The 22,645-nt window shown below is 69.5% G+C and carries 23 protein-coding genes and 1 tRNA gene; 11 read left to right on the plus strand and 13 right to left on the minus strand.

Annotated elements, in window-relative coordinates:
- On the plus strand, positions 1 to 411 hold a 411-nt coding region (locus VF592_RS07865), incomplete at its 5' end, for a hydroxyacylglutathione hydrolase C-terminal domain-containing protein (RefSeq protein ID WP_331005064.1).
- Positions 412 to 447: 36 nt separating this feature from the next.
- Positions 448 to 876 carry a hypothetical protein gene (locus VF592_RS07870; RefSeq protein ID WP_331005065.1) on the plus strand — a complete coding sequence of 143 codons (429 nt, stop codon included), beginning with the start codon at positions 448 to 450 and terminating at the stop codon, positions 874 to 876.
- 3 nt (positions 877 to 879) lie between these two features.
- Here VF592_RS07870 and hslU read toward each other — a convergent pair whose 3' ends face one another.
- The 6 genes from hslU to VF592_RS07900 all read right to left on the minus strand — a co-directional run bounded on the left by hslU (position 880) and on the right by VF592_RS07900 (position 4,763).
- Positions 880 to 2,181 carry an ATP-dependent protease ATPase subunit HslU gene (gene hslU / locus VF592_RS07875; RefSeq protein WP_331005066.1) on the minus strand — a complete coding sequence of 434 codons (1,302 nt, stop codon included), beginning with the start codon at positions 2,179 to 2,181 and terminating at the stop codon, positions 880 to 882.
- Complete coding sequence (locus tag VF592_RS07880; protein ID WP_331005067.1) at positions 2,178 to 2,369, minus strand: hypothetical protein; 192 nt, start codon at positions 2,367 to 2,369, stop codon at positions 2,178 to 2,180. The genes hslU and VF592_RS07880 overlap by 4 nt, the downstream gene beginning before the upstream one ends.
- Positions 2,370 to 2,379: 10 nt before the next feature.
- A complete protein-coding gene (gene hslV, locus VF592_RS07885) occupies positions 2,380 to 2,946 on the minus strand; it encodes an ATP-dependent protease subunit HslV (protein WP_331005068.1) in 567 nt (188 codons plus the stop codon).
- Between the two features lie 52 nt (positions 2,947 to 2,998).
- Positions 2,999 to 3,862 (minus strand): alpha/beta hydrolase, encoded by an 864-nt coding sequence (locus tag VF592_RS07890; protein WP_331005069.1) that lies wholly within the window; start codon positions 3,860 to 3,862, stop codon positions 2,999 to 3,001.
- A 7-nt stretch (positions 3,863 to 3,869) separates the two neighbouring features.
- Positions 3,870 to 4,154 (minus strand): 3TM-type holin, encoded by a 285-nt coding sequence (locus VF592_RS07895; protein WP_331005070.1) that lies wholly within the window; start codon positions 4,152 to 4,154, stop codon positions 3,870 to 3,872.
- A gap of 69 nt (positions 4,155 to 4,223) precedes the next feature.
- Entirely contained in the window at positions 4,224 to 4,763 is a 540-nt protein-coding gene (locus VF592_RS07900; RefSeq protein WP_331005071.1) for a glycoside hydrolase family 108 protein, read from the minus strand.
- Between the two features lie 234 nt (positions 4,764 to 4,997).
- Here VF592_RS07900 and VF592_RS07905 point away from each other — a divergent pair, with 234 nt between their 5' ends.
- Positions 4,998 to 9,809, plus strand: a complete 4,812-nt coding sequence (locus VF592_RS07905; RefSeq protein WP_331005072.1) for a PQQ-dependent sugar dehydrogenase — start codon at positions 4,998 to 5,000, stop codon at positions 9,807 to 9,809.
- Between the two features lie 316 nt (positions 9,810 to 10,125).
- Here the strand turns inward: VF592_RS07905 and VF592_RS07910 are convergent.
- Both VF592_RS07910 and VF592_RS07915 read right to left on the minus strand, forming a co-directional pair.
- Positions 10,126 to 10,202 (minus strand) — tRNA-Pro (locus VF592_RS07910).
- Between the two features lie 94 nt (positions 10,203 to 10,296).
- Positions 10,297 to 10,605: a putative quinol monooxygenase gene (locus VF592_RS07915; protein WP_331005073.1), complete on the minus strand. Its 309-nt coding sequence runs from the start codon at positions 10,603 to 10,605 to the stop codon at positions 10,297 to 10,299.
- Positions 10,606 to 10,715: 110 nt separating this feature from the next.
- On the opposite strand from VF592_RS07915, the gene yajC reads away from it, so the two are divergent.
- Genes yajC through VF592_RS07940 form a run of 5 tightly spaced genes read left to right on the plus strand, consistent with a single transcriptional unit; the run spans position 10,716 to position 15,210 of the window.
- Positions 10,716 to 11,051 (plus strand): preprotein translocase subunit YajC, encoded by a 336-nt coding sequence (yajC, locus tag VF592_RS07920; RefSeq protein ID WP_331005074.1) that lies wholly within the window; start codon positions 10,716 to 10,718, stop codon positions 11,049 to 11,051.
- On the plus strand, positions 11,051 to 12,649 hold the full coding sequence (secD, locus tag VF592_RS07925; RefSeq protein WP_331005075.1) for a protein translocase subunit SecD: 1,599 nt from the start codon (positions 11,051 to 11,053) through the stop codon (positions 12,647 to 12,649). The genes yajC and secD overlap by 1 nt, the downstream gene beginning before the upstream one ends.
- Positions 12,650 to 12,659: 10 nt before the next feature.
- Positions 12,660 to 13,634, plus strand: a complete 975-nt coding sequence (gene secF, locus VF592_RS07930; protein WP_331005121.1) for a protein translocase subunit SecF — start codon at positions 12,660 to 12,662, stop codon at positions 13,632 to 13,634.
- Positions 13,634 to 14,002, plus strand: a complete 369-nt coding sequence (locus VF592_RS07935; protein WP_331005076.1) for an Mth938-like domain-containing protein — start codon at positions 13,634 to 13,636, stop codon at positions 14,000 to 14,002. Before secF ends, VF592_RS07935 begins: the two co-directional genes overlap by 1 nt.
- Before the next feature lie 56 nt (positions 14,003 to 14,058).
- On the plus strand, positions 14,059 to 15,210 hold the full coding sequence (locus tag VF592_RS07940; RefSeq protein WP_331005077.1) for a DUF3089 domain-containing protein: 1,152 nt from the start codon (positions 14,059 to 14,061) through the stop codon (positions 15,208 to 15,210).
- Here VF592_RS07940 and VF592_RS07945 read toward each other — a convergent pair.
- The 4 genes from VF592_RS07945 to VF592_RS07960 form a co-directional block, all read right to left on the minus strand.
- The gene (locus tag VF592_RS07945) at positions 15,150 to 16,340 is read right to left on the minus strand and encodes a glycosyltransferase (RefSeq protein ID WP_331005078.1); all 1,191 of its coding nucleotides are present in this window, start codon (positions 16,338 to 16,340) and stop codon (positions 15,150 to 15,152) included. The genes VF592_RS07940 and VF592_RS07945 overlap by 61 nt on opposite strands.
- A gap of 69 nt (positions 16,341 to 16,409) precedes the next feature.
- A complete protein-coding gene (locus tag VF592_RS07950) occupies positions 16,410 to 16,817 on the minus strand; it encodes a response regulator (protein WP_331005079.1) in 408 nt (135 codons plus the stop codon).
- Positions 16,814 to 17,158, minus strand: coding sequence for a response regulator (locus VF592_RS07955; protein ID WP_331005080.1), 345 nt, complete (start codon positions 17,156 to 17,158; stop codon positions 16,814 to 16,816). Before VF592_RS07955 ends, VF592_RS07950 begins: the two co-directional genes overlap by 4 nt.
- A 146-nt stretch (positions 17,159 to 17,304) precedes the next feature.
- On the minus strand, positions 17,305 to 18,129 hold the full coding sequence (locus tag VF592_RS07960) for a class I mannose-6-phosphate isomerase (protein WP_331005081.1): 825 nt from the start codon (positions 18,127 to 18,129) through the stop codon (positions 17,305 to 17,307).
- A 97-nt stretch (positions 18,130 to 18,226) separates the two neighbouring features.
- Between VF592_RS07960 and VF592_RS07965 the strand changes: the two genes are divergently transcribed.
- From VF592_RS07965 to VF592_RS07975, 3 genes are all read left to right on the plus strand, one after another.
- Positions 18,227 to 19,195 (plus strand): outer membrane protein assembly factor BamD, encoded by a 969-nt coding sequence (locus tag VF592_RS07965; protein ID WP_331005082.1) that lies wholly within the window; start codon positions 18,227 to 18,229, stop codon positions 19,193 to 19,195.
- A 76-nt stretch (positions 19,196 to 19,271) separates the two neighbouring features.
- Positions 19,272 to 20,930, plus strand: coding sequence for a DNA repair protein RecN (gene recN, locus VF592_RS07970; protein ID WP_331005083.1), 1,659 nt, complete (start codon positions 19,272 to 19,274; stop codon positions 20,928 to 20,930).
- A complete protein-coding gene (locus VF592_RS07975) occupies positions 20,927 to 22,117 on the plus strand; it encodes a DUF418 domain-containing protein (RefSeq protein WP_331005084.1) in 1,191 nt (396 codons plus the stop codon). The genes recN and VF592_RS07975 overlap by 4 nt, the downstream gene beginning before the upstream one ends.
- Here the strand turns inward: VF592_RS07975 and VF592_RS07980 are convergent.
- Entirely contained in the window at positions 22,114 to 22,524 is a 411-nt protein-coding gene (locus VF592_RS07980; protein WP_331005085.1) for an Hpt domain-containing protein, read from the minus strand. The genes VF592_RS07975 and VF592_RS07980 overlap by 4 nt on opposite strands.
- Positions 22,525 to 22,645 lie beyond the last annotated feature (121 nt).

The following is a 22,645-nucleotide window of genomic DNA, read 5'->3' on the forward strand; positions in this document are numbered from 1 at the left end:
GTGATCGAGACGCCGGGCCATACGCTCGGCCATATCGTCTTCCACTTCGCCGAGGCCGGCCTGTTGTTCAGCGGCGACACGCTGTTCGCGATGGGGTGCGGGCGGCTGTTCGAGGGGGATGCGGCGCAGATGTTCGGCAACATGCGCCGATTGAGCGAGCTGCCCGGCGAGACGGGCGTTTATTGCGGGCATGAATATACCCAGTCGAACGGGCGCTATGCGCTGTCGGTCGAACCGGACAATGCCGCGCTGATCGCCCGCATGGCGGAGGTCGACGCATTGCGCGCGCGGGACGAGCCCACCGTCCCGACGACGATCGCGCTGGAGCTGGCGACCAACCCGTTCATGCGCGCGACGTCGGCGGAAGAACTGGCCGAGCTGCGCGCGGGGAAGGATAGTTTCCGGGGCTGACGGCGTTATCCCTTCAACAATCGCCGGAGAATGATCATGCGCTTTCCAGTCGTCGCCCTGGCCGTCATCCTGGCCGGCTGCACCAGCTCGCCGCGCGAGGCGGAGCGTACCGCCATGGCGCAGGCCGCGCAGGAACAGGCGCTGCAGGCTGAACTCGCAGGCCTTGTTCCCGGCCAGCCGACCGCATGTCTGCCGGCGCCGACGCGTACCCAGCTCGCCAGCGAGGGCTATGGCGCGACGATCCTCTACACCGCGGGGCGCGACCTCAAATACCGGAACGACACGACCGGCGGATGCGAGCGCATCGCGCGCGGCGACATTCTCGTCACCCGCTCGCCGAGCGGCCGCTCCTGCCGGGGCGACATCGCTACGACCGTCGACCGGCAGACCGGGTTCCAGACCGGCAGCTGCGCGCTGGGCGACTTCGTCACCTATCGCCGGCCCCAGGTCGACGGACGGCCCTGAGCGTCAGAGCACGAAGCGGCTGAGGTCGGTATTGCGCGCGATCGAGCTGAGCTGCCGGTCTACATAGGCCGCATCGATGACGAGCGACTGACCCTGCCGGTTCTCGGCATCGAAGCTGACCTCCTCCAACAGCTTCTCCATCACCGTCTGGAGGCGGCGGGCCCCGATATTCTCGATCTGGCCGTTCACCTCCGCCGCGATGCGCGCGACCGCGCGGATGCCGTCCTCGGTGAAGCTGATATCGACGCCCTCGGTGGCGATGAGTGCCTTGTATTGGACCGGCAATGACGCCTTGGTGTCGGACAGGATGGCGACGAAGTCCTCCTCGGTCAGTCCCTTCAGCTCGACGCGGATCGGCAGGCGGCCCTGAAGCTCGGGGAGCAGGTCGCTCGGCTTGGCGACGTGGAACGCGCCGCTGGCGATGAACAGGATGTGATCGGTCTTCATCGGCCCGTATTTGGTCGAGACGGTGGTTCCCTCGATCAACGGCAGCAGGTCGCGCTGGACGCCCTCGCGGCTGACGGAGCCGCCGCCGCGATGTTCGGACATGGCGATCTTGTCGATCTCGTCGAGGAAGACGATGCCGTTCGCCTCGGCGTCGGCCAGCGCCTGGCGGCTGACCTCGTCTTGGTCGAGGCGCTTGTCCCCTTCCTCCTCGACCAGCTTTTCCCAGGCGGCGCGGACGGTGAGCTTGCGGCGCTTGAGCTGGTTGCCCCCGAACGCCTTGCCCATCATCTCGCCGAGATTGATCATCCCCATCTGCGGGGCGCCGGGCAGCTCGAAGGGCATTTGCGGCGTCTGTTCGAGCTCGATCTCGATCTCGGTTCCGTCGAGATGGCCGTCGTGAAAGCGTTGCGCGAAGGCGGCGCGGGTCGCCTCGCTCGCGCCCTTGCCGGTCAGCGCGTCGAGCAGGCGCGACAGCGCCGAGGCCTCGGCCTTGTCCTTGACGGCGGCGCGGCGGCGCTCCTTCTCCAGCCGGATCGCCTCCTCGACCAGGTCGCGGGCGATCTGCTCCACGTCGCGGCCGACATAGCCGACCTCGGTGAACTTGGTCGCCTCCACCTTCACGAAGGGCGCGTCGGCGAGCTTGGCGAGGCGGCGGCTGATCTCGGTCTTGCCGCAGCCGGTGGGTCCGATCATCAGGATATTCTTGGGGGTAACCTCGTCGCGCAGCTCGCCGGTGAGCTGCTGCCGGCGCCAGCGGTTGCGCAAAGCGACGGCGACCGCGCGCTTGGCGTCGGCCTGGCCGATGATGTGCGCGTCGAGCGCGGCGACGATCGCCTTGGGGGTAAGCTGGTCGTTCATGCGACGGGTCGGGCCTTCGAATCAGGGGTATCGCCGGGCTTGGCGGAAAGCGCGTTCACGATCGGCCCATCGGGCACCATCGTCACGCCGGTGGTGAAATTCGGGACCTCGGCCGTCAGCTCGTCGAGCAGGGCGAGTTCGTCGGCGCCGAACGCGAGGTCAGCGGCAGCGAGGTTCGAATGGAGCATGAAAGCGTCCTCAACCGGCCGCGTCGAGGGCTTCGACGGTCAGGCGGTCATTGGTGTACACGCAGACATCGGCGGCGATCTTCATCGCCTTGCGTGCGACCGTCTCCGCGTCGGCCTCATATTCGTCGAGCGCGCGGGCGGCGGCGAGGGCGAAATTGCCGCCCGATCCGATCGCGGCGATCCCGCCCTCGGGCTCCAGCACATCGCCGTTTCCCGTCAGGATCAAGGTCACGTCGCGGTCGGCGACGATCATCATCGCCTCCAGGTTGCGGAGATACTTGTCGGTCCGCCAGTCCTTGGCGAGCTCGACCGCCGCGCGCATCAGCTTGCCCTGGTGCCGTTCGAGCTTCGCTTCCAGCCGCTCGAACAAGGTGAAGGCGTCGGCGGTCGCGCCCGCGAAGCCGCCGATGACCTTCGCATTCTCCCCCAGGGTACGGACCTTGCGGGCATTGGGTTTCATGATCGTCTGGCCGGCCGAGACCTGGCCGTCGCCGGCGATGACCACCCGGCCGCCCTTGCGGACCGAGCAGATGGTGGTGCCGTGCCAGACGGACGCGGCGGTGTCGTTCGAACTCATAGAGCGGGATGTAGGATATGGCGGCGGCTCTGCAACGTCGCGGCGCGCAGGCTCACCGGCTATGCTCGCGCAGAAAGGCGGCGCTGTCGGCCAGCGTCGCGACGCGCCCGCGCAGCGGCCGGGCGAGGCCGATCACCAGATCGGCATGACCGCGACCGGGGTAGAACTTCAAGGTCGGCGACGCGCCCGCCGCGCGGAGGCGGGCGGCGAGCGCCTCGCTGTTGCGGGGGCGCACGGTCGTGTCGGTGGTGCCCGTCGCGAGCCAGAGCGGGGGTGCGTCGCGCCGCGCATAGGTGATCGGCTGGGTCTCCGCCGGGCGCGGCCACCCGCCGAACGCGGCGAGGCTGCGCGCATCGTCGAAAGGCAGGAAATCATAGGGGCCGGCCATGAGCGCGCCCGCGCGAACGACGCGCGGGTCGACACCGGCTTCGCGCAGCCAGCGCGGATCGAGTGCGAGCAGCGCGGCGATATGCGCGCCCGCCGAATGGCCCGCGACGGTGACGCGCGCCGGGTCGCCGCCATAACGTGCGATGTTTTCGCGCACCCAGCGCAGCGCCGCGGCGCCGTCCTGGACGAAGCCGGGGAAACGGACTTCCGGGACGAGGCGATAATCGGGAACGACCGCGACGAAGCCCTCCCCCGCATAGGCGCGGCCGGCAAAGGCATAGGCGCCGCGCGATCCGGCGGACCAGCCGCCACCGTAGAAGAACACCACCACGGGCCGCCGCGCCGCGCCGCCGCCGCGCGGAGCATAGACGTCGAGGCGTTGGCGGGGACCGTCGCCATATGGGATGGCGGACGCGACGCGCGCCGGGCCGCCCCCGAGCCGCGCGGCGCCATCGAGCGTGCTGAGCGTGGCGGGGCCGCAGCCGGCGAGCGTGGCGAGCAGCGCGGCGAGAAGGAAGCGGCGGTTCATCGGATGCTCAACGCTCCCGGCCCTTCGCCTTTCCCCAGGTCCTGGCGAGCGTGTAGCCGAGATAGCCGGTGCCGAAGAGCGCGTAGAGCGGCTCGGGGATCGCGCCCAGATAGGCCGCGGTCCCACGCGCGACCGCCGCCGCCGCGCTCGGGCTGAGGGCGGCGAGCAGGCCGACGGGGATCGCCCAGAGCAGCAGCGCATACATGACATAGAGGAAGCCCGGCCGTGCGCGGCGGATCCAGGGATCGTCGGCGGTGTTGGAGGCGTCCTCCGGATGATCCTGGTTATTCACTGTCCGCTCCTGAACAAATCGAGGGAAATATGGGCGTGAACCGATGTTTCGCGTCGCCCGTCGATCGCGCTAGCCGAGCCGGTTGGCGAGCCAGCCATAGAGGAACGCCTCGTTCGCCGGGCGGCGCTCGGCCAGCGTCAGATAGCGTTCGCCCTGAAGCGCCTCGACCGCCTTGAGCAGCACCTGCTCCCCGCCCCGGCCGCGGCGCGCGGCGAAGGCGTCGAGCGCGGCGAGCGTGGCGCCGCCGATCTGCCCGTCGACGCGAAGATCGGGAAAATCGCTCGCCCCGCGGTTGAGCGCGTTGAGCGCGCGCTGGAGAAAGGCGGTGGCGGTGGCGGGTCCCATGTTCGCGGCGGTGTCGAACAGCTCGGCGGCGAGCAGCGGCGCCCGCGCGGCGACGCGGTCATAGCCGGGCCGGAGCCAGTAGAGACGACGATAGATGTCGGCGGCGGTCGCGCGGGAAAGCGTGCGCATCGGGCCGGCATGGCCGTTGGCGCGCGCAACCGTTTCCGTGATTCCCCAGCAGGTCGCGCCGCCGCGGTCGGCGGGATGATGGACGTACCCGCCCTCACGGTCGAGCAGGTCGTCGATGAGTTGGTCCACAGTCACGAACTTCGCCTCCTTAGAATCGGAACGAATAAGGAACATGAGTGCGATGATGTAGGACAGGGTTAAATGTCGGACCGGGAGCGACAACGGCGCGGACCGCGCCTTATCGGCGTCGGTTCGGGGCCGCCACCATGCCGGCCGATCGAAAAATTGTTGCAGAGTGGGCGCTTACGGCTTGTCGGCAATGGTTAATCGGCTCTAGGCACGGCGCGAGTTTCGGGAGGGATCATTATCATGGCCAGCAATCAGGCGCCTTTGTCGGCGGACGGCGTAGTCGCGTTCGCGGAAGACGCGACCCATGTTTTCTCGGCGAACGACTTCGCGTTCACCGACGCCGACGGCCATGCCCTGCGCGCGGTCGTGATCGGGGATCTCCCGCTGGCGGGCGTGCTTTACCTGACGGATGCGAACGGCGTTCGGACCGCGCTGACGCCGGGCGCCGAAGTGACGGCGGCCGACGTCGCCGCCGGCCGGCTGAGCTATGTGCCGCAAGCGAACGGAAACGGCGTCGGTTACGCCTCCTTCACCTTCCGCGTACGCGACGATGGCGGATCAGCGGATGGCGGGTCCGACCTGTCGGCCCCTGCCAATGTCTTCACCTTCGATGTCACCGCGGTCGGGGACGCTCCGACCCGCGTGGGCGGCGCGTCCGTGGCGGCGACCGCGATCCTGGAGGACGCGGTCGGCGGCGTCGGCCAGTCGGTGCTGTCGCTGTTCGGCGACCGGTTCGCCGATGCCGATGGCGATGCGCTCGGCGGAGTCGCGGTGATCGCGAACGGATCGAGCGACGCCGCGGGCCATTGGGAGTTTCTCGACGGCGGGGTCTGGACCAGGGTCGGTGCGGCGAGCGCCGACGCGGCGGTGGTGGTCACGGCCGACACCGCGCTGCGCTTCACCCCGGCGGCGAATTTCAACGGCGCGGTGCCCGAATTACGCGTTCACCTGTTCGACGGGGGCGCGGCCGTCGTCACGAACGGCGCGGTCGTCGACCTCGACACGGCGGGGACGACGGGCGGATCGACCTCCTATTCGTCCGACACGCTTCAGTTGACCGGGCAGGTGAGCCAGGTGAACGACGCGCCGGTCGTCGCGAACATGGCCGGTGACGTCGTGACCTGGCGCGACGATGGCGCGGCGGTGAAGCTCGATCTGGGCGGTGACGCGGGCGTTTCGGACGTCGATGTCAACGGTTTCGAGATCCGACTCGTCGGCAATGCGGGCGCACCCGTTTTCGTGGCGCCGGTGCCCGACGGCACCGGACGGGTGTTCGTGCTGGAGCGCGCCGGACGTATCCTGATCCAGGACCCGGACAACGGCACCAGTTCGGTCTTTCTCGACGTCCGGTCGATGATCAACCTGGACGGCGAGCGTGGGCTGCTCGGTTTCGCGACCGCCCCCGATTTCGCGGTTAGCGGCAAGTTCTTCATCTATTCCAGCGACACCACGGGCAACCAGATCCGCAGCTACAGCAGTTTCGCGAACAATCGCGATCTCGCCGATCCGAGCACCGGCGACGTGATCCTGTCGCTCCCGCGGCCCGGCGGCGAGAATATCCATAATGGCGGGTGGCTGGGTTTTGGCCCCGATGGATATCTGTACGCGACCGTCGGCGACGGCAGCTACAGCAGCGATCCCGACTTCAACGCGGTCAATCCCAACTCGCTGGCGGGCAAGTTGCTGCGCCTGGACGTGTCGGGCGACGATTTCGCCGACGATCCGTTGCGCGATTATGCGATTCCCACCGACAACCCGTTCGCCAATGGCGGCGGCTTGGGCGAGGTGTTCGCGATGGGGTTCCGTAACCCGTACCGCGCCAGCATCGATCCGACGACGGGCACGGTCTATATCGGCGATGTCGGCCTGAACACGCGCGAAGAGATCGACGTGGTGACCGTGGCCCAGGCGGGCACGAGCTATGGCTGGTCGTTCCGCGAAGGCACGTCGTTGTTGCGCGGGGGCTTCGACAACGTGCCCTATGAAGTGCCGTCGCTCGAATATGATCACGGGCGCGGTCCGCTGCAGGGCAATTCGGTCACCGGCGGCTATGTCTATAACGGACCGGTCGAATCGCTGCGGGGGAAATACATCTTCGGCGATTTCATCACCGGTAACATCTGGGCGGTCGACGCGGCCCGGATGGTGCCGGGCGTGACCTTGCCGATCTCGGAATTCCAGCTTCTGAAGACGGCATTCGCGCCCGGAACTGGCGCGATCACCTTGATCTCCAGCTTCGGCGTGGACGAGGCTGGTAATCTCTACGTCACCGATTTCGCGGATTCGCAGATCTACCGCGTCGAGGCCGCGACCGAGGCCAATTTCGGCGCCGGACAGCTCAGGGTGGCGATCACCGCAAACGGGGTCCCGGGGGAGGACCGGATCACGATCGATACCGCCCAGGCCGGCGGCGTGACGTTGTCGAACGGGCTGAATGCCGGAAGCGCGGTTCGCGTGGGCGGCGTGCTGGTCGGGACTGTCGGAGCAAACGGCAACGGCGCGAACGGGAACCCGCTCGTGATCGATCTGAGCAGCGAGGCGACGCAGATCCGGACGAGCCTGTTGATGAACGCGCTCTCTTACTTCAACGTCGCGGCCGAGCCGACGCCGGGAACGCGGACGCTGACCTATACGCTGGTCGACGGGGCCGGCGTCGCCAATGGCGGCGGGGACGGCACGACCTTCACCACCAGCGTTCAGGTCCTGGCGCTCAACGACGCGCCGGGCGGCGCGGACGCCCGCCTGTCGCTGACGGAGGACGGTTCGCGTGTCCTGGGCGTGGCGGATTTCGGCTTCGCCGATGTCGAGGGTGACGCTTTCACCGGGGTCGTGATCGCCGCCCTGCCCGCGGCCGGCGGCCTGTCGCTGGACGGCACGGCGGTGACGCCCGGCCAGATGGTCAGCACTGCCGACATCGCCGCGGGCAAGCTCGTCTTCACGCCCGCCGCCAACGGGTTCGGCGACAATTATGCCAGCTTCACCTTCCGGGTCGCCGACGATGGCGGCACCACCGATGGCGGCGTCGACGTCGACCCTGTCGCCGACATGATCGTCTTCGACGTCGCCGCGGTCGACGATGCGCCGGTGGCACGGCCCGACACGATCGTCACCGACGAGGCGAGCCCGATCACCGGCACGCTGCTCGGTGACAATGGTTCGGGCGTGGACGGCGATGTCGACGGGCCGGCGCTCGCGATCGCCAGCGTCAACGGCGCCGCGGCGTCGGTCGGGCAGCTGGTGGAGCTTTCGTCGGGGGCGCTGTTGCGGGTCGAAGCGGACGGCACCTTCCGCTATGATCCCAACGGCGCGTTCGACGCGCTGCCCGGCAGCGGCTCCGGGGCGACGAACAGCGTCGCTACCGACAGCTTCACCTATGCCCTGGTCGGCGGCACGCCCGTGACGGTCGCGGTGACCGTCAACGGACTGGCGTCCGCCGAGGACACGTTGCTGGGGTCGGCCGGCGCCGACATGCTGGTCGGAAGCGCGGGGAACGACATCTTCTTCGGTAATGGCGGTCGCGACGTCATGTCGGGCGGCGCGGGCGACGATCTGTACATCGTCGACAGCGACGACCGGGTGATCGAGTCGGCGAATAACGGCCGGGACACCGTGTCGGCATTGTCCAGTTACGTGCTCGCCGCCGGCGCGCAGGTGGAGGTGCTCGGCACCATCAACGGCTTCGGCACCACCCGCATCAATCTCGTCGGCAACGAACTCGACAACGTCATCTACGGCAATGCCGGCGACAATGGCCTGAACGGCGCCGCGGGCAACGACCAGCTCTTCGGCCAGGCCGGGAACGACTTCCTCGAGGGACAGGCGGGCGAGGATTATATCGAGGGTGGTGTCGGCCTGGACCGGCTGATCGGGGGGCTCGGCAACGACGTCATGGTCGGCGGCGCGGATGATGACGGACTGCTCGGCCAGGAAGGCGACGACGAGCTCTACGGCCAGGACGGGACTGACTATGTCGACGGCGGTATCGGCCGGGATCGCCTATATGGCGGCAACGGGGCCGATCTCGTGGTCGGCGCGGCGGGCCAGGACGCCTTGTACGGGCAGGACGGCGATGACGAGCTGCATGGCCAGGGCGACGAGGACTATCTCGACGGCGGCGCGGGCGATGACCGGCTATATGCCGGCGGCGGGGCGGACATCGTCCTGGGCGGTTCCGGCCGCGACAGCCTGCAAGGGCAGGACGGGGCCGACTTCATCCTGGGCCAGGACGGGGACGACTATGTCGATGGCGGCCTCGGGGAGGACGCGCTCTACGGCGACGCGGGCGCGGACGTGCTCGTGGGTGCCGCCGGGAACGACCAGCTCTATGGCGGGACGGGCGAGGATTACCTGACCGGTCGCGAAGACGACGACTATCTGGACGGCGGCGCGGGTCGCGACCTTCTGCTGGGAGACGCGGGAGCCGACACCCTGGTCGGCGGAACCGGCGACGACCAGATCTATGGGGGCATCGGCAACGACTTCCTCGGCGGCCGCGAGGACGACGACTATATGGAAGGCGGCGCCGGCGACGACCTTATGCTCGGCGATGGCGGGGCGGACGTGATGGTCGGCGGCGCGGGCGCGGACGGGCTGTATGGCGGCGACGGCAACGACCAGCTTTATGGCCGGGAGGACGGGGATTATCTGGACGGCGCGGCGGGCAGCGACCTGCTGAACGGCGACGCCGGCGACGACATCCTGATCGGCCGCGACGGGGCGGACGACCTGCGCGGGGGCGAGGGCGCCGACCTGTTCGTGTTCACCGCGGTCGCCGACAGCGCGGCGGGTGCGCGGGACCAGATCCTGGATTTCAACGCGATCGCGGGCGATCGCATCGATTTGGTCCAGATCGACGCGGACAGCGGGACGGCGGGCAACGACGCCTTCACCTTCATCGGGACGGGCGCGTTCACCAATCGGGCCGGCGAACTTCGCTACGAGCTGGTCAATGGTCAGGTGCAGGTCCTTGGCGACGTGAACGGCGACGGCGTGGCCGACCTGACGTTCATGGTGAGCGCCACCACGATGTCGGCCGGCGACTTCCTGCTATAAGGGCGTCCGCCGCCAGGGACGTACCCGAGCGGTAATCCGCTCGGGTGCGTCCCTGCGCGCCAGGCCGGGCCGGTGCCGCCGGGCATGGCGACGCTCGTCAGGATGATGGCCCGCCGCCGTGGCGGAGCTTCGGACAGCAGATAGCGTGGCCGGACGGCGGCTCGGACGAGCATGGCGGCGTCGCGACGAATGGCCGGCCCGACGACCGAGCTGTCGCTCGCGGCTTCGACGAACGGATGGATTCCGTCCTGTCGTCGAGACGCCCGTCCTCGCGGGCGGCCGAGCGGCGGCCCCGCTCGGCCGCCCTAAAGTAATTTGGTCGGGGCGACAGGATTCGAACCTGCGACCCCCACACCCCCAGTGTGATGCGCTACCAGGCTGCGCTACGCCCCGACCGATCGGTTCCATTGAAGCAGTAGCTCCATGGTGTTCCGATCGCGGGCCGTTACGCGCGTGCGCCGCCGGATGCAAGACGGTTCGGCCGCCTTCACCCCCCGATCAGCGTGCGCCAATGCTCCGCGTTCCACGCCTCGACGCGGATGTCCTGGACGCCGTGCGCCTGGAGCGCGCGGCCGAACGCCTTTTGGTGCGGCTGGCCGCCATGCGCGGCGAGCGCTTCGGGGCTGGCCCAGCATTCGGACACGCGCACCAGATCGAGGTCGGTCGCGTCGAACGCGAAGGAATAGAATTGGCAGCCCTCCTCCGCGCTGACCTCGGCCATGTGCGCCGCGAGCAGCGGCCGGGCGCGCTCGCCTTCGCCCGCACTCAGCTTGATATGTCCGGTCACCAAGATCATCGCTCTCTCCCCGCGCGGTTTCGCGCCGTTGCGCACGCGCGCCGCCGGTGATAGCGGGCGGCGCTTCATCGGGCGATGCTTTTCCTCGCCCGCTTCACACCGGACGCACCATGTTCATCACACCCGCCTACGCTCAGACCGCCGGCGCGGCCGACCCGAGCGGCCTCGGCTCCGTCCTCGGCCTCCTGCCGCTGGTCCTCGTTTTCGTCGTCTTCTACTTCCTGATGATCCGCCCCCAGCAGAAGCGGATGAAGGCGCTCCAGGCGTCGGTCGCGGCGGTCAAGAAGGGCGACCAGGTCGTCACCGCGGGCGGCATCGTCGGGCGGGTGACGCGGGTCGAGGACGCGCATGTCGAGGTCGAGATCGCGCCCAATACGCGGGTGCGCGTGGTCAAGGCGACCCTGACCGACATCGTGAACCCGAACGCGAAGCCGGCGAACGACTGATGCTCGACTTCCCCCGCTGGAAGGTCCTGTTGATCGCGGTCGTGCTGTCGGTACTGTGTGCGCTCGCGATCCCGAGCTTCCTGCCCGAGCGCGTCACCAATGGCTGGGGCTTCAAGCCGCCCCGGATCAATCTCGGCCTCGACCTGGCGGGGGGCAGCTATCTGCTGCTCGAAGCCGATATCGCCGACCTGACCGCGACCCGGCTGGAGACGATGCGCGAGCAGGTCGGAACCGAGATGCGGCGCGGCAATCCGCGCGTGAACATCGGCGACATCTCGACGCGCGGCGGCCGGCTCAGCTTCATGCTGCGCGACCCCAGCCAGGTCGACGCGGCGCGCGAGCGGCTGCTGTCGATCACCGGCGGCGGCGCGGGGCTGACCGGGCAGCGCGAATGGGACATCCAGGTCCTCGATACCAGCCGCTTCGTCCTGACGCCGACCCAGGCCGGGCTTGAACAGGCGATCTCCACCGCGATGGACGACGCCACCGAGGTCGTGCGGCGGCGCATCGACGAGCTCGGCACGCGCGAGCCCACCATCGTGCGCCAGGGCGACAGCCGCATCGTCGTCCAGGTCCCGGGCCTGCAGAACCCGCAGGCGCTGAAAGAACTGCTCGGGCGGACGGCCCGGCTGGAGTTCAAGCTGGTCGACCTGACCGCCAATCCGACAGAACTCGCCCAGGGCCGTGCGCCCGTGGGCAGCCAGGTTCTTCCCTATCCCGGCAATCCGCAGGGCCTGCCCGTGGTCGCGGTGGAGCGTTCGACGATCCTGTCGGGCGACCAGCTCGTCGACGCGCGCCAGGCCTACGACCCGCAGACCAACGAGCCGCAGGTCACGATCGCCTTCGACAGCGAGGGCGGGCGGCGCTTCGCGCGGGTGACGCGCGAGAATGTCGGCAAGCCCTTCGCGATCATCGTCGACAACCAGGTGATCTCCGCGCCCAACATCAACGAACCGATCCTGGGGGGCAGCGCGTCGATCTCGGGCTCGTTCACCGTGGAAAGCGCCAACCAGCTCGCCATCGCGTTGCGCTCGGGCAAGCTGCCGGTCGCGCTGAAGGTGATCGAGGAGCGCACCGTCGGCCCCGATCTGGGGCAGGATTCGATCAACAAGGGCGCGATCGCCGGGGTGATCGCGACGCTGCTGGTGATCGCCTACATGCTGCTCACCTATGGACGCTTCGGTGTCTATGCGACGATCGCGCTGATCCTGAACATCCTGATGATCCTGGGCGCGATGGCGCTGTTCAACGGCACGCTGACCCTGCCGGGCATCGCCGGATTCGTGCTGACGATCGGCGCGGCGGTGGACGCCAACGTGCTCATCAACGAGCGCATCCGCGAGGAACAGCGGCGCGGGCGCGGGATCATCCAGTCGGTGGAGCTCGGCTACAAGGAGGCGAGCCGCGCGATCTTCGACGCCAACGTCACCAACGTCATCGCCGCCGCGATCATGTTCTTCTTCGGATCGGGGCCGATCCGCGGCTTCGCCGTGGTGCTGACGATCGGGATCGTGACGTCCGTCTTCTCCGCCGTCACCGTGACCCGTTTGATGGTGTCCGGGTGGCTGAAGCAGCGCCCGCGCGAGCTGGTGATCTGAAGGTAACATGATGCGTCCGCTCAAGCTCATCCCCGACAACACCAATATCGATTTCCTGCGCTGGCGGACGCTGGCGATGGGCCTGTCGGTGCTGCTCATCATCGCGTCCATCGCGCTGGTCGCGACGCGGGGATTGAACCTGGGCGTCGATTTCGTCGGCGGGCAGGTGGTGCGCGCCACCCTGCCCCAGCCGGTGCCGCTGGATCAGGTGCGCGCGCGCGTCGACGCGCTCGGGCTGGGCGACGCCGCCGTGCAGCAATTCGGGTCCCCGCGTGACGTGTCTATCCGCCTGCCGCTGCCGGCGGGAGGCGACGAGGCCGCCAACGCCGCGGCCGACCGGGTGCGCGCCGGGCTCACGCGCGCCTTTCCGGGCGCGCGGATCGCGTCGGTCGACACGGTGTCGGGCAAGGTTTCGGGCGAGCTCTTCTCCAAGGGCGCCTGGGCGCTCGCGCTCGCGATGCTGGGCGTGTCGCTCTATATCTGGCTGCGGTTCGAGTGGCAGTTCGGGGTGGGCGCGCTGTTCTCCCTGTTCCACGACGTGGCGTTGACGCTGGGTTTCTTCTCGCTGACCTGGCTGGAATTCGACCTGAACATCGTCGCGGCAATCCTGACCATCATCGGCTATTCGCTGAACGACACCATCGTCGTCTATGACCGGGTGCGCGAGAATCTGCGCAAATACCGCAAGATGGAGATCATCCCGCTCCTCAACCTGTCGACCAACGAGACGCTGTCGCGCACCATCGTCACCTCGCTGTCGCTGATCATGGCGCTGGCGGCGCTGGTGTTCCTGGGGCCGGCGGTGATCTTCGGCTTCTCGCTCGCGATGCTGCTGGGCATCGTCATCGGCACCTATTCGTCGATCTACATCGCCAACCCGATCCTGATCTGGACCGGGGTGACCGGCGCGACCTTCGTCACCAACGCCGCGACCAAGGGCCCGGCGGCGGGCGCCGAGCGCGTCGGCCCGCGCAGCGACGCCTGATGCGGATCGATCGGGACGCGGCCGCCGCGGGCCCGATCGTCACCGGGTTCACGGGCGGCGGCTTCCGCGTGGACGGGGCGGTCCATCCGGCCGTTCTGTTGACCGTGACGCAGGCGACGCGCTGGTCGCCGCCGCCGCTCGCGCTGCTCGGCCTCCCCGACCTGGCGTCGCTGACCGAGTCGGCGCCGGAATTCATTCTGCTGGGCACGGGCGCTACGCTGGATCGGCCCCTGCCCGCGCTGACGCGCGCGGTCGAGGCGATGGGGATCGGGCTGGAGGCGATGGACAGCCGCGCCGCCGCGCGCGCCTGGGGCGTGCTGCGCGGCGAGGGGCGGCGGATCGCGGCGGCGCTCTACCCGATCGGATAGCTTGATCGCGGGCGCGGGGCGGCTAGGCTCGCGCGGACATTACGGGGAGAGGTCGCATGATCGGATTGGCTTTCGCGCTCGCGGCGGGACAGGCGGCCGCGCCCGATTACGCGCGGGACGTGACCTGGCTCTGCCGACCGGGCCGCGCCGACGCCTGCGCGGCGGGGCAAGACGTGACCTCGATCGCGGCGAACGGGCGTCGCAAGGTGGAGCGGTTCCGCGCCGCCAGGGCACCCCAATATGACTGTTTCTACGTCTACCCGACCGTCTCGCTCGATACGGGCGGCAATAGCGATCTTGTGATCGGCGACGAGGAGCGGCGCGTCGCGGCGTTGCAGGCCGCCCGGTTCGCGGCGACCTGCCGCGTCTTCGCGCCCATGTACCGGCAGGTGACGCTGACGGCGCTGCGCACCGCTATGACGGGCGGCGCGAACCCCGGCGACGGCGCGCTGGCGCTGGCCGACGTGACCGCGGCCTGGCGCGATTACCTGGCGCGCGACAATGGCGGGCGAGGCGTGGTGCTGATCGGGCACAGCCAGGGCGCGCGCCTGCTGAAGGAACTGCTCGCCCGCGAGATCGAGCCCGTCGCGGCGGTGCGTCGCAACATCGTCTCGGCGATGCTGATCGGCACCAACGTGCTGGTGCCCCAGGGAAGCGATGTCGGGGGCGACCTGAAGCGGATGCCGCTCTGCCGGACGGGCGACCAATATGGCTGCGTGGTCAGCTATGTCAGCTTCCGCGCCGACGCGCCCCCGCCCGAGCCGAGCCGGTTCGGGCGATCGACCACGCCCGGCATGACGGTCGCCTGCACCAACCCGGCGGCGCTGAACGGCGGGCGCGGCGCGGCGGACGCGATCTTTCCGGCGGCGGGGCTCGGCGCGACCTCGACGCCCTTCGCGCCCTGGACCGGCGACGGCGCGGCGACGGCCACCCCGTTCGTGCGGGTGCCCGGGCTGATCGCGACCGAGTGCGTGGCGCGGGGCGGGGCGAGCTACCTGGCGGTGACGGTGAACGCGAACGGCGCCGATCCGCGCGCCGACACGATCGGCGGCGATGTGAGCGCCAACGGCCGCGTGCTGCGCGACTGGGGACTGCACCTGGTCGACATGCCCGTCGTCATGGGCGACCTGGTCGCGCTGGCCGAGCGTCAGGCGGCGGCGTGGCGGGGCACCCCGCTCCCGAAATCGCGGACCAGACCGGCCAGGTGATCGCGCAACGCCAGCGCGTTCGCCTCCCAGGTGAAGCGCGCGGCATGGGCGCGCACCGCCTGCGGGTCGGGTGGGGCGGCGAGCAGGTCGGCGATCGCCGCGGCGAACGCGGCGGGGTCGCGCGGGACGATGCGGCCGGCGTCGGGCGCGGTCACCACCTCGCGCGCGCCCCCTATGTCGGTGACGACGATCGGCCGGCCGCACGCCAGCGCCTCGACCCAGGCATTGGCCAGCCCCTCGGAAGCGGAGGCGAGCGCCATCACATCGGCGGCGGCGAGCAGGCGGGGAAGATCGTCATGCGGCACCGAGCCGAGCAGGCGGATACGATCGGTCGCGCCGAGCCTGCGGATCACCGCCTCCAGTCGGGGCCGGTCGGGTCCCTCCCCCGCGATCAGCAGCGTCACGCCGGGCAGTCGTGCCACCGCCTCGATCACGACCTCATGCCCTTTTCGCGGAATCAAGGCGCCCGTCGCGACGACCAGCGGCCCGGCGACGCGGAGCGCGGCCTTGGCGGCGGCGCGGTCGGCGGGCGCGAAGCGGCCCTGGTCTACGCCCGTATGGTGGACGCGGATGCGATCGGCGGGCATCCCGAGCGCGATCATGTCGCCTCGCATCGCCGCCGAGACCGCGAGCAACCCGTCCGCCTCGCGCCCAGCGGCGAGCACCTGCGACGCGGTGGCCGGGCTCCGCCCCCAATGGTGGATGTCCGCCCCGCGCGCCTTGATCGACACCGGCACGCCGTAGCGCCGCCCCAGCGCCACCGCCGCCACCCCGTCGGGGAAGAAGAAGGACGCGTCGATCACGTCGAACGACCCGCGAAGCCGGTCGAGGATCGGCACCGCGGCGCGGGCCAGCGCGCGCGCGTGAAACCGCCCGGCGGTGAACGGCAGCGCGACGAAGCGCGGGCGATGAACGTCGAGACCCTGCCAGCTTTCGCAGATCGGCAGGCCGGCGAGCGACCCGTGGCGCAGGCGGGCGAGCGGCGCGGGCGGGAGCCCGAGCGGCGCGACGACCATGACCCGCGTGTCGGGGAGGACGGCGAGCGCGCGCGTCTGCCGCTTGACGAACACGCCGAAATTGGGGCGGCTCCGGTCCGGGAATAGCGTGGAAAGGGTCAGGACGCGCAGCATCGCCCGATCCTCTACCCGATCGGCGTTAAGGCCGACTGATCGCTCACGGGGTCGCTCACGCCAAAGCGGTCAGTGCCGGGCGCGCGTGGCGCGCAGCTGCTTGATATAGTCGACCACCGCCTGTGGCTCATAGGGACGGGTAAGGTGCGGCCCGACTTCGCACAATTCCGCTGCGGTGTCGGCGACGCCCGCAAGGCTGCCCGCTATCCTCACCTCCAGCTCCGGCCGGTGTCGGCGCACCCAGTTCGCCAGCTCGAACCCGGATCGCGTGCCGATCGCCCCGACCTCGCACAGGATCACGTCGACCTCCAGCGCCGGATCGCCGAGCGCGGTCATCGCCTCGTCGGTGCTGACCGCTTCGACGACGACGTAGCCGCAATGCCGAAGATAATCCGCGATCGCATGGCGCGACAGGATGTCGCCATCGACGATCAGCACGGCACCGGGCGCTCCGGCGGACTCGTTCGCGGTGATCATACCGGCTTGACCAATTCCGTCGCGATCAGGTCCAACACCGTTCCGATCCGATAGGGTTTGACGAGGAGATGGATCGCCCCCTCGGCCATCGCCACGCTCCGGTCCAGATGGCCGGACGCCAGTATGACGGGCAGACCCGCGAAATGTTCGTTGACGAATCGAAGCAGTCCCACCCCGTCGAGCGAGCCGGGCATACGGACGTCGCTGAACACCAAGTCGACGATCTTGCCGGCTTTCAGGATATCGGCCGCTTCGTCGCCGTTGAACGCCTCGATGACGTTATACCCCTCGTCGCGCAACGCATCGCAGACGAACATCCGGATGAACAACTCGTCCTCCACGACGAGGATATAAGCTCGCGGTTGCGCGGACGCCTGCGCTCCCGCTGCCGATCTGGACTCCATCTATCCCACCTTCATCGGGCCAACGGGGTATACCCTTCCAAAGTTCCGAGATGTGGTCGCGTCGACGCGCCCTTGCCGCCCGCTCATGCGGCCCGTTTGGTCCCCGGATAGGCGAAGAGCAGGTCCGCGCCCGCGCCCGCCATTACCCGCTCGGCGCCGGTCACCGTCACGCACTCGCCCTCGCGGAACGCGACCCCCGCCACCTCGCCCCGGCCCTTCACCGGAACGAGCCAGCCGGTGATGCCCTCCGGAAGCGACACGTCGCGGCCTGCCGACCAGCGTTCGAGGACGAATTTGGGGCCCTCGACCAGCACGATACGGCCGTCCTCCGCCGGACCCGGCGGCGCGATCGGGCGGTAGGGCTCGCGCTTGGCGACCGCGACGCCATCGTCGAGGTGGAGTTCGCGGTCGCTGCCGTAATCGTAGAGCCGGTAGGTCGTTTCCGAATTCTGCTGGATCTCGATCACCGTCAGCCCGCCGCCGATCGCGTGGATCGTGCCCGACGCGCAGTAATAGAAGTCACCCGCCGCGACCGGCTGCCAGTGGAGCTTGTCCTCGATCGAACCGTCGCCGGCCGCGCTGCGCAACTCCTCCTCGGTCATCGGTGCCTTGGTGCCCAGCGCGATGACCGCGCCGGGTTCGGCGGTCAGGACGGTCCAGCATTCGTCCTTGCCGCGCGGCAGGCCACGGGCATGGGCTTGGGTGTCGTCCGGATGGACCTGGACGGACAGCTTCTCGCCGGTGAACAGATATTTGACGAGCAGGTCGGGGCTGGTGTCCCCGGGCTGCTGGAACCACACCTCGCCGACGGGATCGGCGTCCGGCGCGGGGTCGGGAAAACCGGGAAAGAGCCGGTGGCGGCCCCAGGGCTTGTCGACGCGGTGGGTCTGTAGCTTGATGGCGGGCATGGCGGCTCACTCCTCGGGCTGGGGCTGTTCGTGCCGTACATCGCTCGGTCGCGCGGGGCTAGAACGGGTGCGCGCCATCGGCTAGGGATATGCGGGTATGCGTATCTCCCTGTCCAAGCCCGTCCTGCTCGCGCTGATCGCGGCGACCGCCCTTCCCATCGCCGGCTGCGCGCGCACCAGCGCGACCGGCGCCGACGTGCCCTATATCGCGCGCGACGTCGGCACGCTGTATTCGACGGCGCGCAACCGGCTCGACCGGAAATCCTACAAGGAAGCGGCGGTGCTGTTCGACGAGGTCGAGCGCCAGCACCCCTATTCGGTCTGGGCCCGGCGGGCGCAGCTGATGAGCGCGTTCAGCTATTATCTCAACCGTGACTATACCGAATCGATCCAGTCGGCGCAGCGCTTCCTGTCGGTGCATCCGGGCAATCGCGACGCGCCCTATGCCTACTATCTCATCGCGCTCTGCTATTATGAGCAGATCAGCGACGTGACCCGCGACCAGAAGATCACCCGCCAGGCGCTCGACGCGCTGGGCGAGCTGTCGCGGCGTTATCCCAACACGCGCTATGCGTCGGACGCGCGGCTCAAGATCGATCTCGTCAACGACCATCTCGCGGGCAAGGAGATGGAGGTCGGGCGCTTTTATCAGACGCGGCGCCAGTGGCTCGCCTCCACCCTGCGCTTCCGCAAGGTCGTGGACGAGTATCAGCAGACCACCCACACGCCCGAGGCGCTGATGCGGCTGACCGAGGCCTATCTGGCGCTGGGCGTGCGCGAGGAGGCGCAGAAATCGGCCGCGGTGCTGGGGCGCAACTATCCGGGCACCGACTGGTATCAGCGCGCCTACAAGCTGGTGGGCGACAACCCCGTCACCCCGATCAGGCCGCTGGCGCCCGGCGAGCAGATCATCGCGCCGGGCGCCCCCGCGACCCAGGGCAACAGCGCGCCGACGGGCGAGTCGAGCGGTGGCGCTCCCAACGCCGCGGCGCCGAGCACGCCGACGACGGTCGGGCCGGGCGGCGGGTCGACCACCATGCCGGGGTCGGTCACGCCGGGCGCGTGATCCCGCCCTGTCCCGGAAAGCGGGAGCGGGACAAAAGGGGATCACTTCGCCGCTTCGATCGTCTAGATGAGCCTGGATGCTGACCGGGATCTCCATTCGCGACGTGGTGCTGATCGAGGCGCTGGACCTGGAGTTCGGCGACGGGCTCGACGTGCTGACGGGCGAGACGGGGGCGGGCAAGTCGATCCTGCTCGACGCGCTGGGGCTGGCGCTGGGCGCGCGCGGGGATAGCGGGCTGGTGCGCCACGGTGCCCCGCAGGCGGTGGTGACCGCGACCTTTGATCCGCCCTCCGCCCCGGTCGCGGCGATGCTCGACGAGAATGGCGTGGAGGTCGAGCCGGGCGAGCCGCTGCTCATCCGGCGCGTGGTCAAGGCCGATGGCGGCAGCCGCGGGTTCGTCAACAACCAGCCCGCGTCCGCCGGCCTGTTGCGCGAACTGGCGCCGATGCTGGTCGAGATCCACGGCCAGCATGACGATCGCGGGCTGCTCAACCCGCGCGGGCATCGCTCGCTGCTCGACCTGTTCGGGCGGGTCGATGCGGGCGACACCGCGCGGGCCTGGGACCGGATGCGGAGCGCCGAGGCGGCACTGGCGGCGGCGCGCGCGGAGATCGACACCGCGGCGCGCGACCGCGAATGGCTGGAACATGCGGTCGGCGAGCTGGCGACGCTCGCCCCCGAGGCGGGCGAGGAGGAAGCGCTGGCCGACAAGCGCCGGGGAATGCAACGCGCCGAGAAGATCGCGGCCGAGCTGGCGACCGTGGAGGAATGTCTGGAAGGGTCGGCCGGCGGGCTGGCCTGTCTGCGCCAGGCGGCGCGCGTGCTGGAGCGGGTGGCGGCCGATCACGAGGCGCTGGCCGAAGCGCTGGCCGCGGTCGACCGCGCGGTGATCGAGGGGTCGACCGCCGAGGAGAAACTGCGCGAGGCGCGCGTGGCGCTCGCCTATGATCCGCGCGAGCTGGAGGCGGACGAGGCGCGGCTGTTCGAACTGCGGGCGATGGCGCGCAAGCACCGGGTCCAGCCCGACGAGCTCCCCCCCCTTCACGACCGGCTACGCGGTCAGCTCGATCGGCTGGAACAGGGCGAGCAGGGCATCGGCGCGCTGGACGCCGCACTGGCGGCGGCACGCACGGCCTATGACAAGGCGGCGGACGCGCTGAGCAAACGGCGGACCGTGGCAGCCAAGGCGCTCGACAAGGCGGTAGCGGGCGAACTCGCGCCGTTGAAACTCGACGCGGCCCGGTTTCGGACGGCGGTCGTCGCCTCATCGCCCGACGCATGGAGCGGCGCGGGCAAGGACCGGGTCGAGTTCGAGATCGCGACCAACCCCGGCGCCCCCTTCGGCCCGCTGACCAAGATCGCGTCAGGGGGCGAATTGTCGCGCTTCATCCTGGCGCTCAAGGTCGCACTGGCGGAACAGGGCGGCGCGGCGACGATGATCTTCGACGAGATCGACCGGGGTGTCGGCGGCGCGGTGGCGTCGGCGATCGGGGAACGGCTCGCGCGGCTGGCGGAGACCACGCAGCTATTGGTGGTGACGCACAGTCCGCAGGTCGCCGCCAGGGGCGCGCGCCACTTCCTGATCAACAAGTCGAGCGTCGGCACCGTCACGCGCACGGGCGTCCGCGCGCTGGCCGACGCGGAACGACGCGAGGAGATCGCGCGGATGCTGTCGGGCGCCACCGTCACCGACGAGGCGCGCGCCCAGGCAGGACGATTGCTGGAGACCGCGTGACCGGTTCCGGCCGGATCGCGACGCTGGACGTGATCCGCGGCGTGGCGGTGATGGGCATCCTGCTCGCCAATCTGCCAGGATTCGGGTTGCCCGAGGCGGCCTATCTGTCACCGCTACCCTGGGGCGGGGCGGGGTTGGATGACCGAATCGCTTGGGCGCTGACCTTCGTGTTCGTGGAAGGCAAGCTGCGCGGGCTGTTCTCGTTCCTGTTCGGCGCGTCGGCACTGCTGGTGATCGAACGCGCGCGGGCGGCGGGCGAGTCGGAGGCGGGCGTGCATTTCGCGCGCATGACTTGGCTGTTCCTGTTCGGGCTGGCGCATCTGTACCTGGTCTGGTCGGGCGACATCCTGCACCATTATGCGCTGGTCGGCGCGGCGGCGTTCCTGTTCCACAGGCTGGACACGCACGGGCTGGTGATCGCGGGGCTGTGCCTGGTGGGCGTACAGACGATCACCGGCGCGCTGATGGGAATCGCGGCCTTCGCATCGGAAAGCGAGGGGCTAGCCCGGGCGCTCGGCGGACCGGGACGGGCCGACGCGCTGGCGGAGGTGCGCGCCTATCGCGGCGTGTGGCTCGACGGGCTGGCCTATCGCTGGGCCAAGGACGCGGGGACCCCGGCGGTGCTGCTGCTCGCTTATGGGTTCGAGACGCTGGGCTATATGCTGTGGGGCATGGCCGGGCTCCGGTCCGGATTGCTGACCGGAGCATGGACCTCTGGACGTTATCGGCGCTGGGCGGCCTGGACGCTGGCCATCGGCTGGGCAGCATCGGCCGCGCTCGCCTGGGCGACGATCGCGCACGGGTTCGACTGGCGCTATGTCGCGCTGGGTTCGTTCGCGGGCGCGACGCCGATCCGGCCGCTGCTCATCGTCGGGTACGCCTGCGCGATCGTGCTGCTGGCGCGTTCGGGCGGACGGATCGTCGACCGCATCGCCGCGGTCGGCCGCACGGCGTTCAGCAACTATATCAGCACCAGCGTGCTGATGGCGTTCGTGTTCCATGGCTGGGGACTGGGGCTGTTCGGCCGGATCGGTCGCGCGGAGATGTACGCCCTCGCGCCGCTCGTCTGGGGCTTCATGCTGCTCTGGTCCGAGCCGTGGCTCGCCCGCTATCGCCATGGTCCGCTGGAGTGGCTGTGGCGAAGCCTGGCGCGGCTGGAATGGCAGCCGCTTCGCCGGTCGCGCTAGACGCGCCGTCCGAAACCGCCGGCGGGTCGGCGCTCGGCCAGCGGGTTGGCCTCGCGTTCGAGCAGGGCAAGCGTATCGTTGAACAAGGGGCGCAGCCGCGCGACATGAAGCAACGCATCGTCGGGCGTGTCACGCGTCTCGACGCAGTCGCGCGCGATTTCCTCGATCGCCTCGGCCAGATCGGCGAGCGGCTCCGCGCCGAACTGGCGCGCTTCGCCCTTGAGCGTATGGGCCGGGATGATCATCTGCGCGGCCGATCCGGCGCGCATCGCCGCGTCGATCGCCGCGACCGACTTCACGCCGTCCTCGCGGAAATAGCCCAAGATACGGACGAACCCCGCGCCAAGCTCGGTGCGCGCCTTGGTGAAGGCGACCCAGTCGATCAGCGTGCTTCCCTCGAACGACACGAACTTCTCCCGCCCGCCGGCTTCCCGTGACCGACGATCCTTGCTCCAATCTCTAGATCGGCAAGGTAAACAGGTGATTGCCGAACGCCGGTTTCCGCAAGAAAATCCGACAATGTTTCGG

Source organism: Sphingomonas sp. (assembly GCF_036388435.1).
Classification (GTDB): Bacteria; Pseudomonadota; Alphaproteobacteria; order Sphingomonadales; family Sphingomonadaceae; genus Sphingomonas.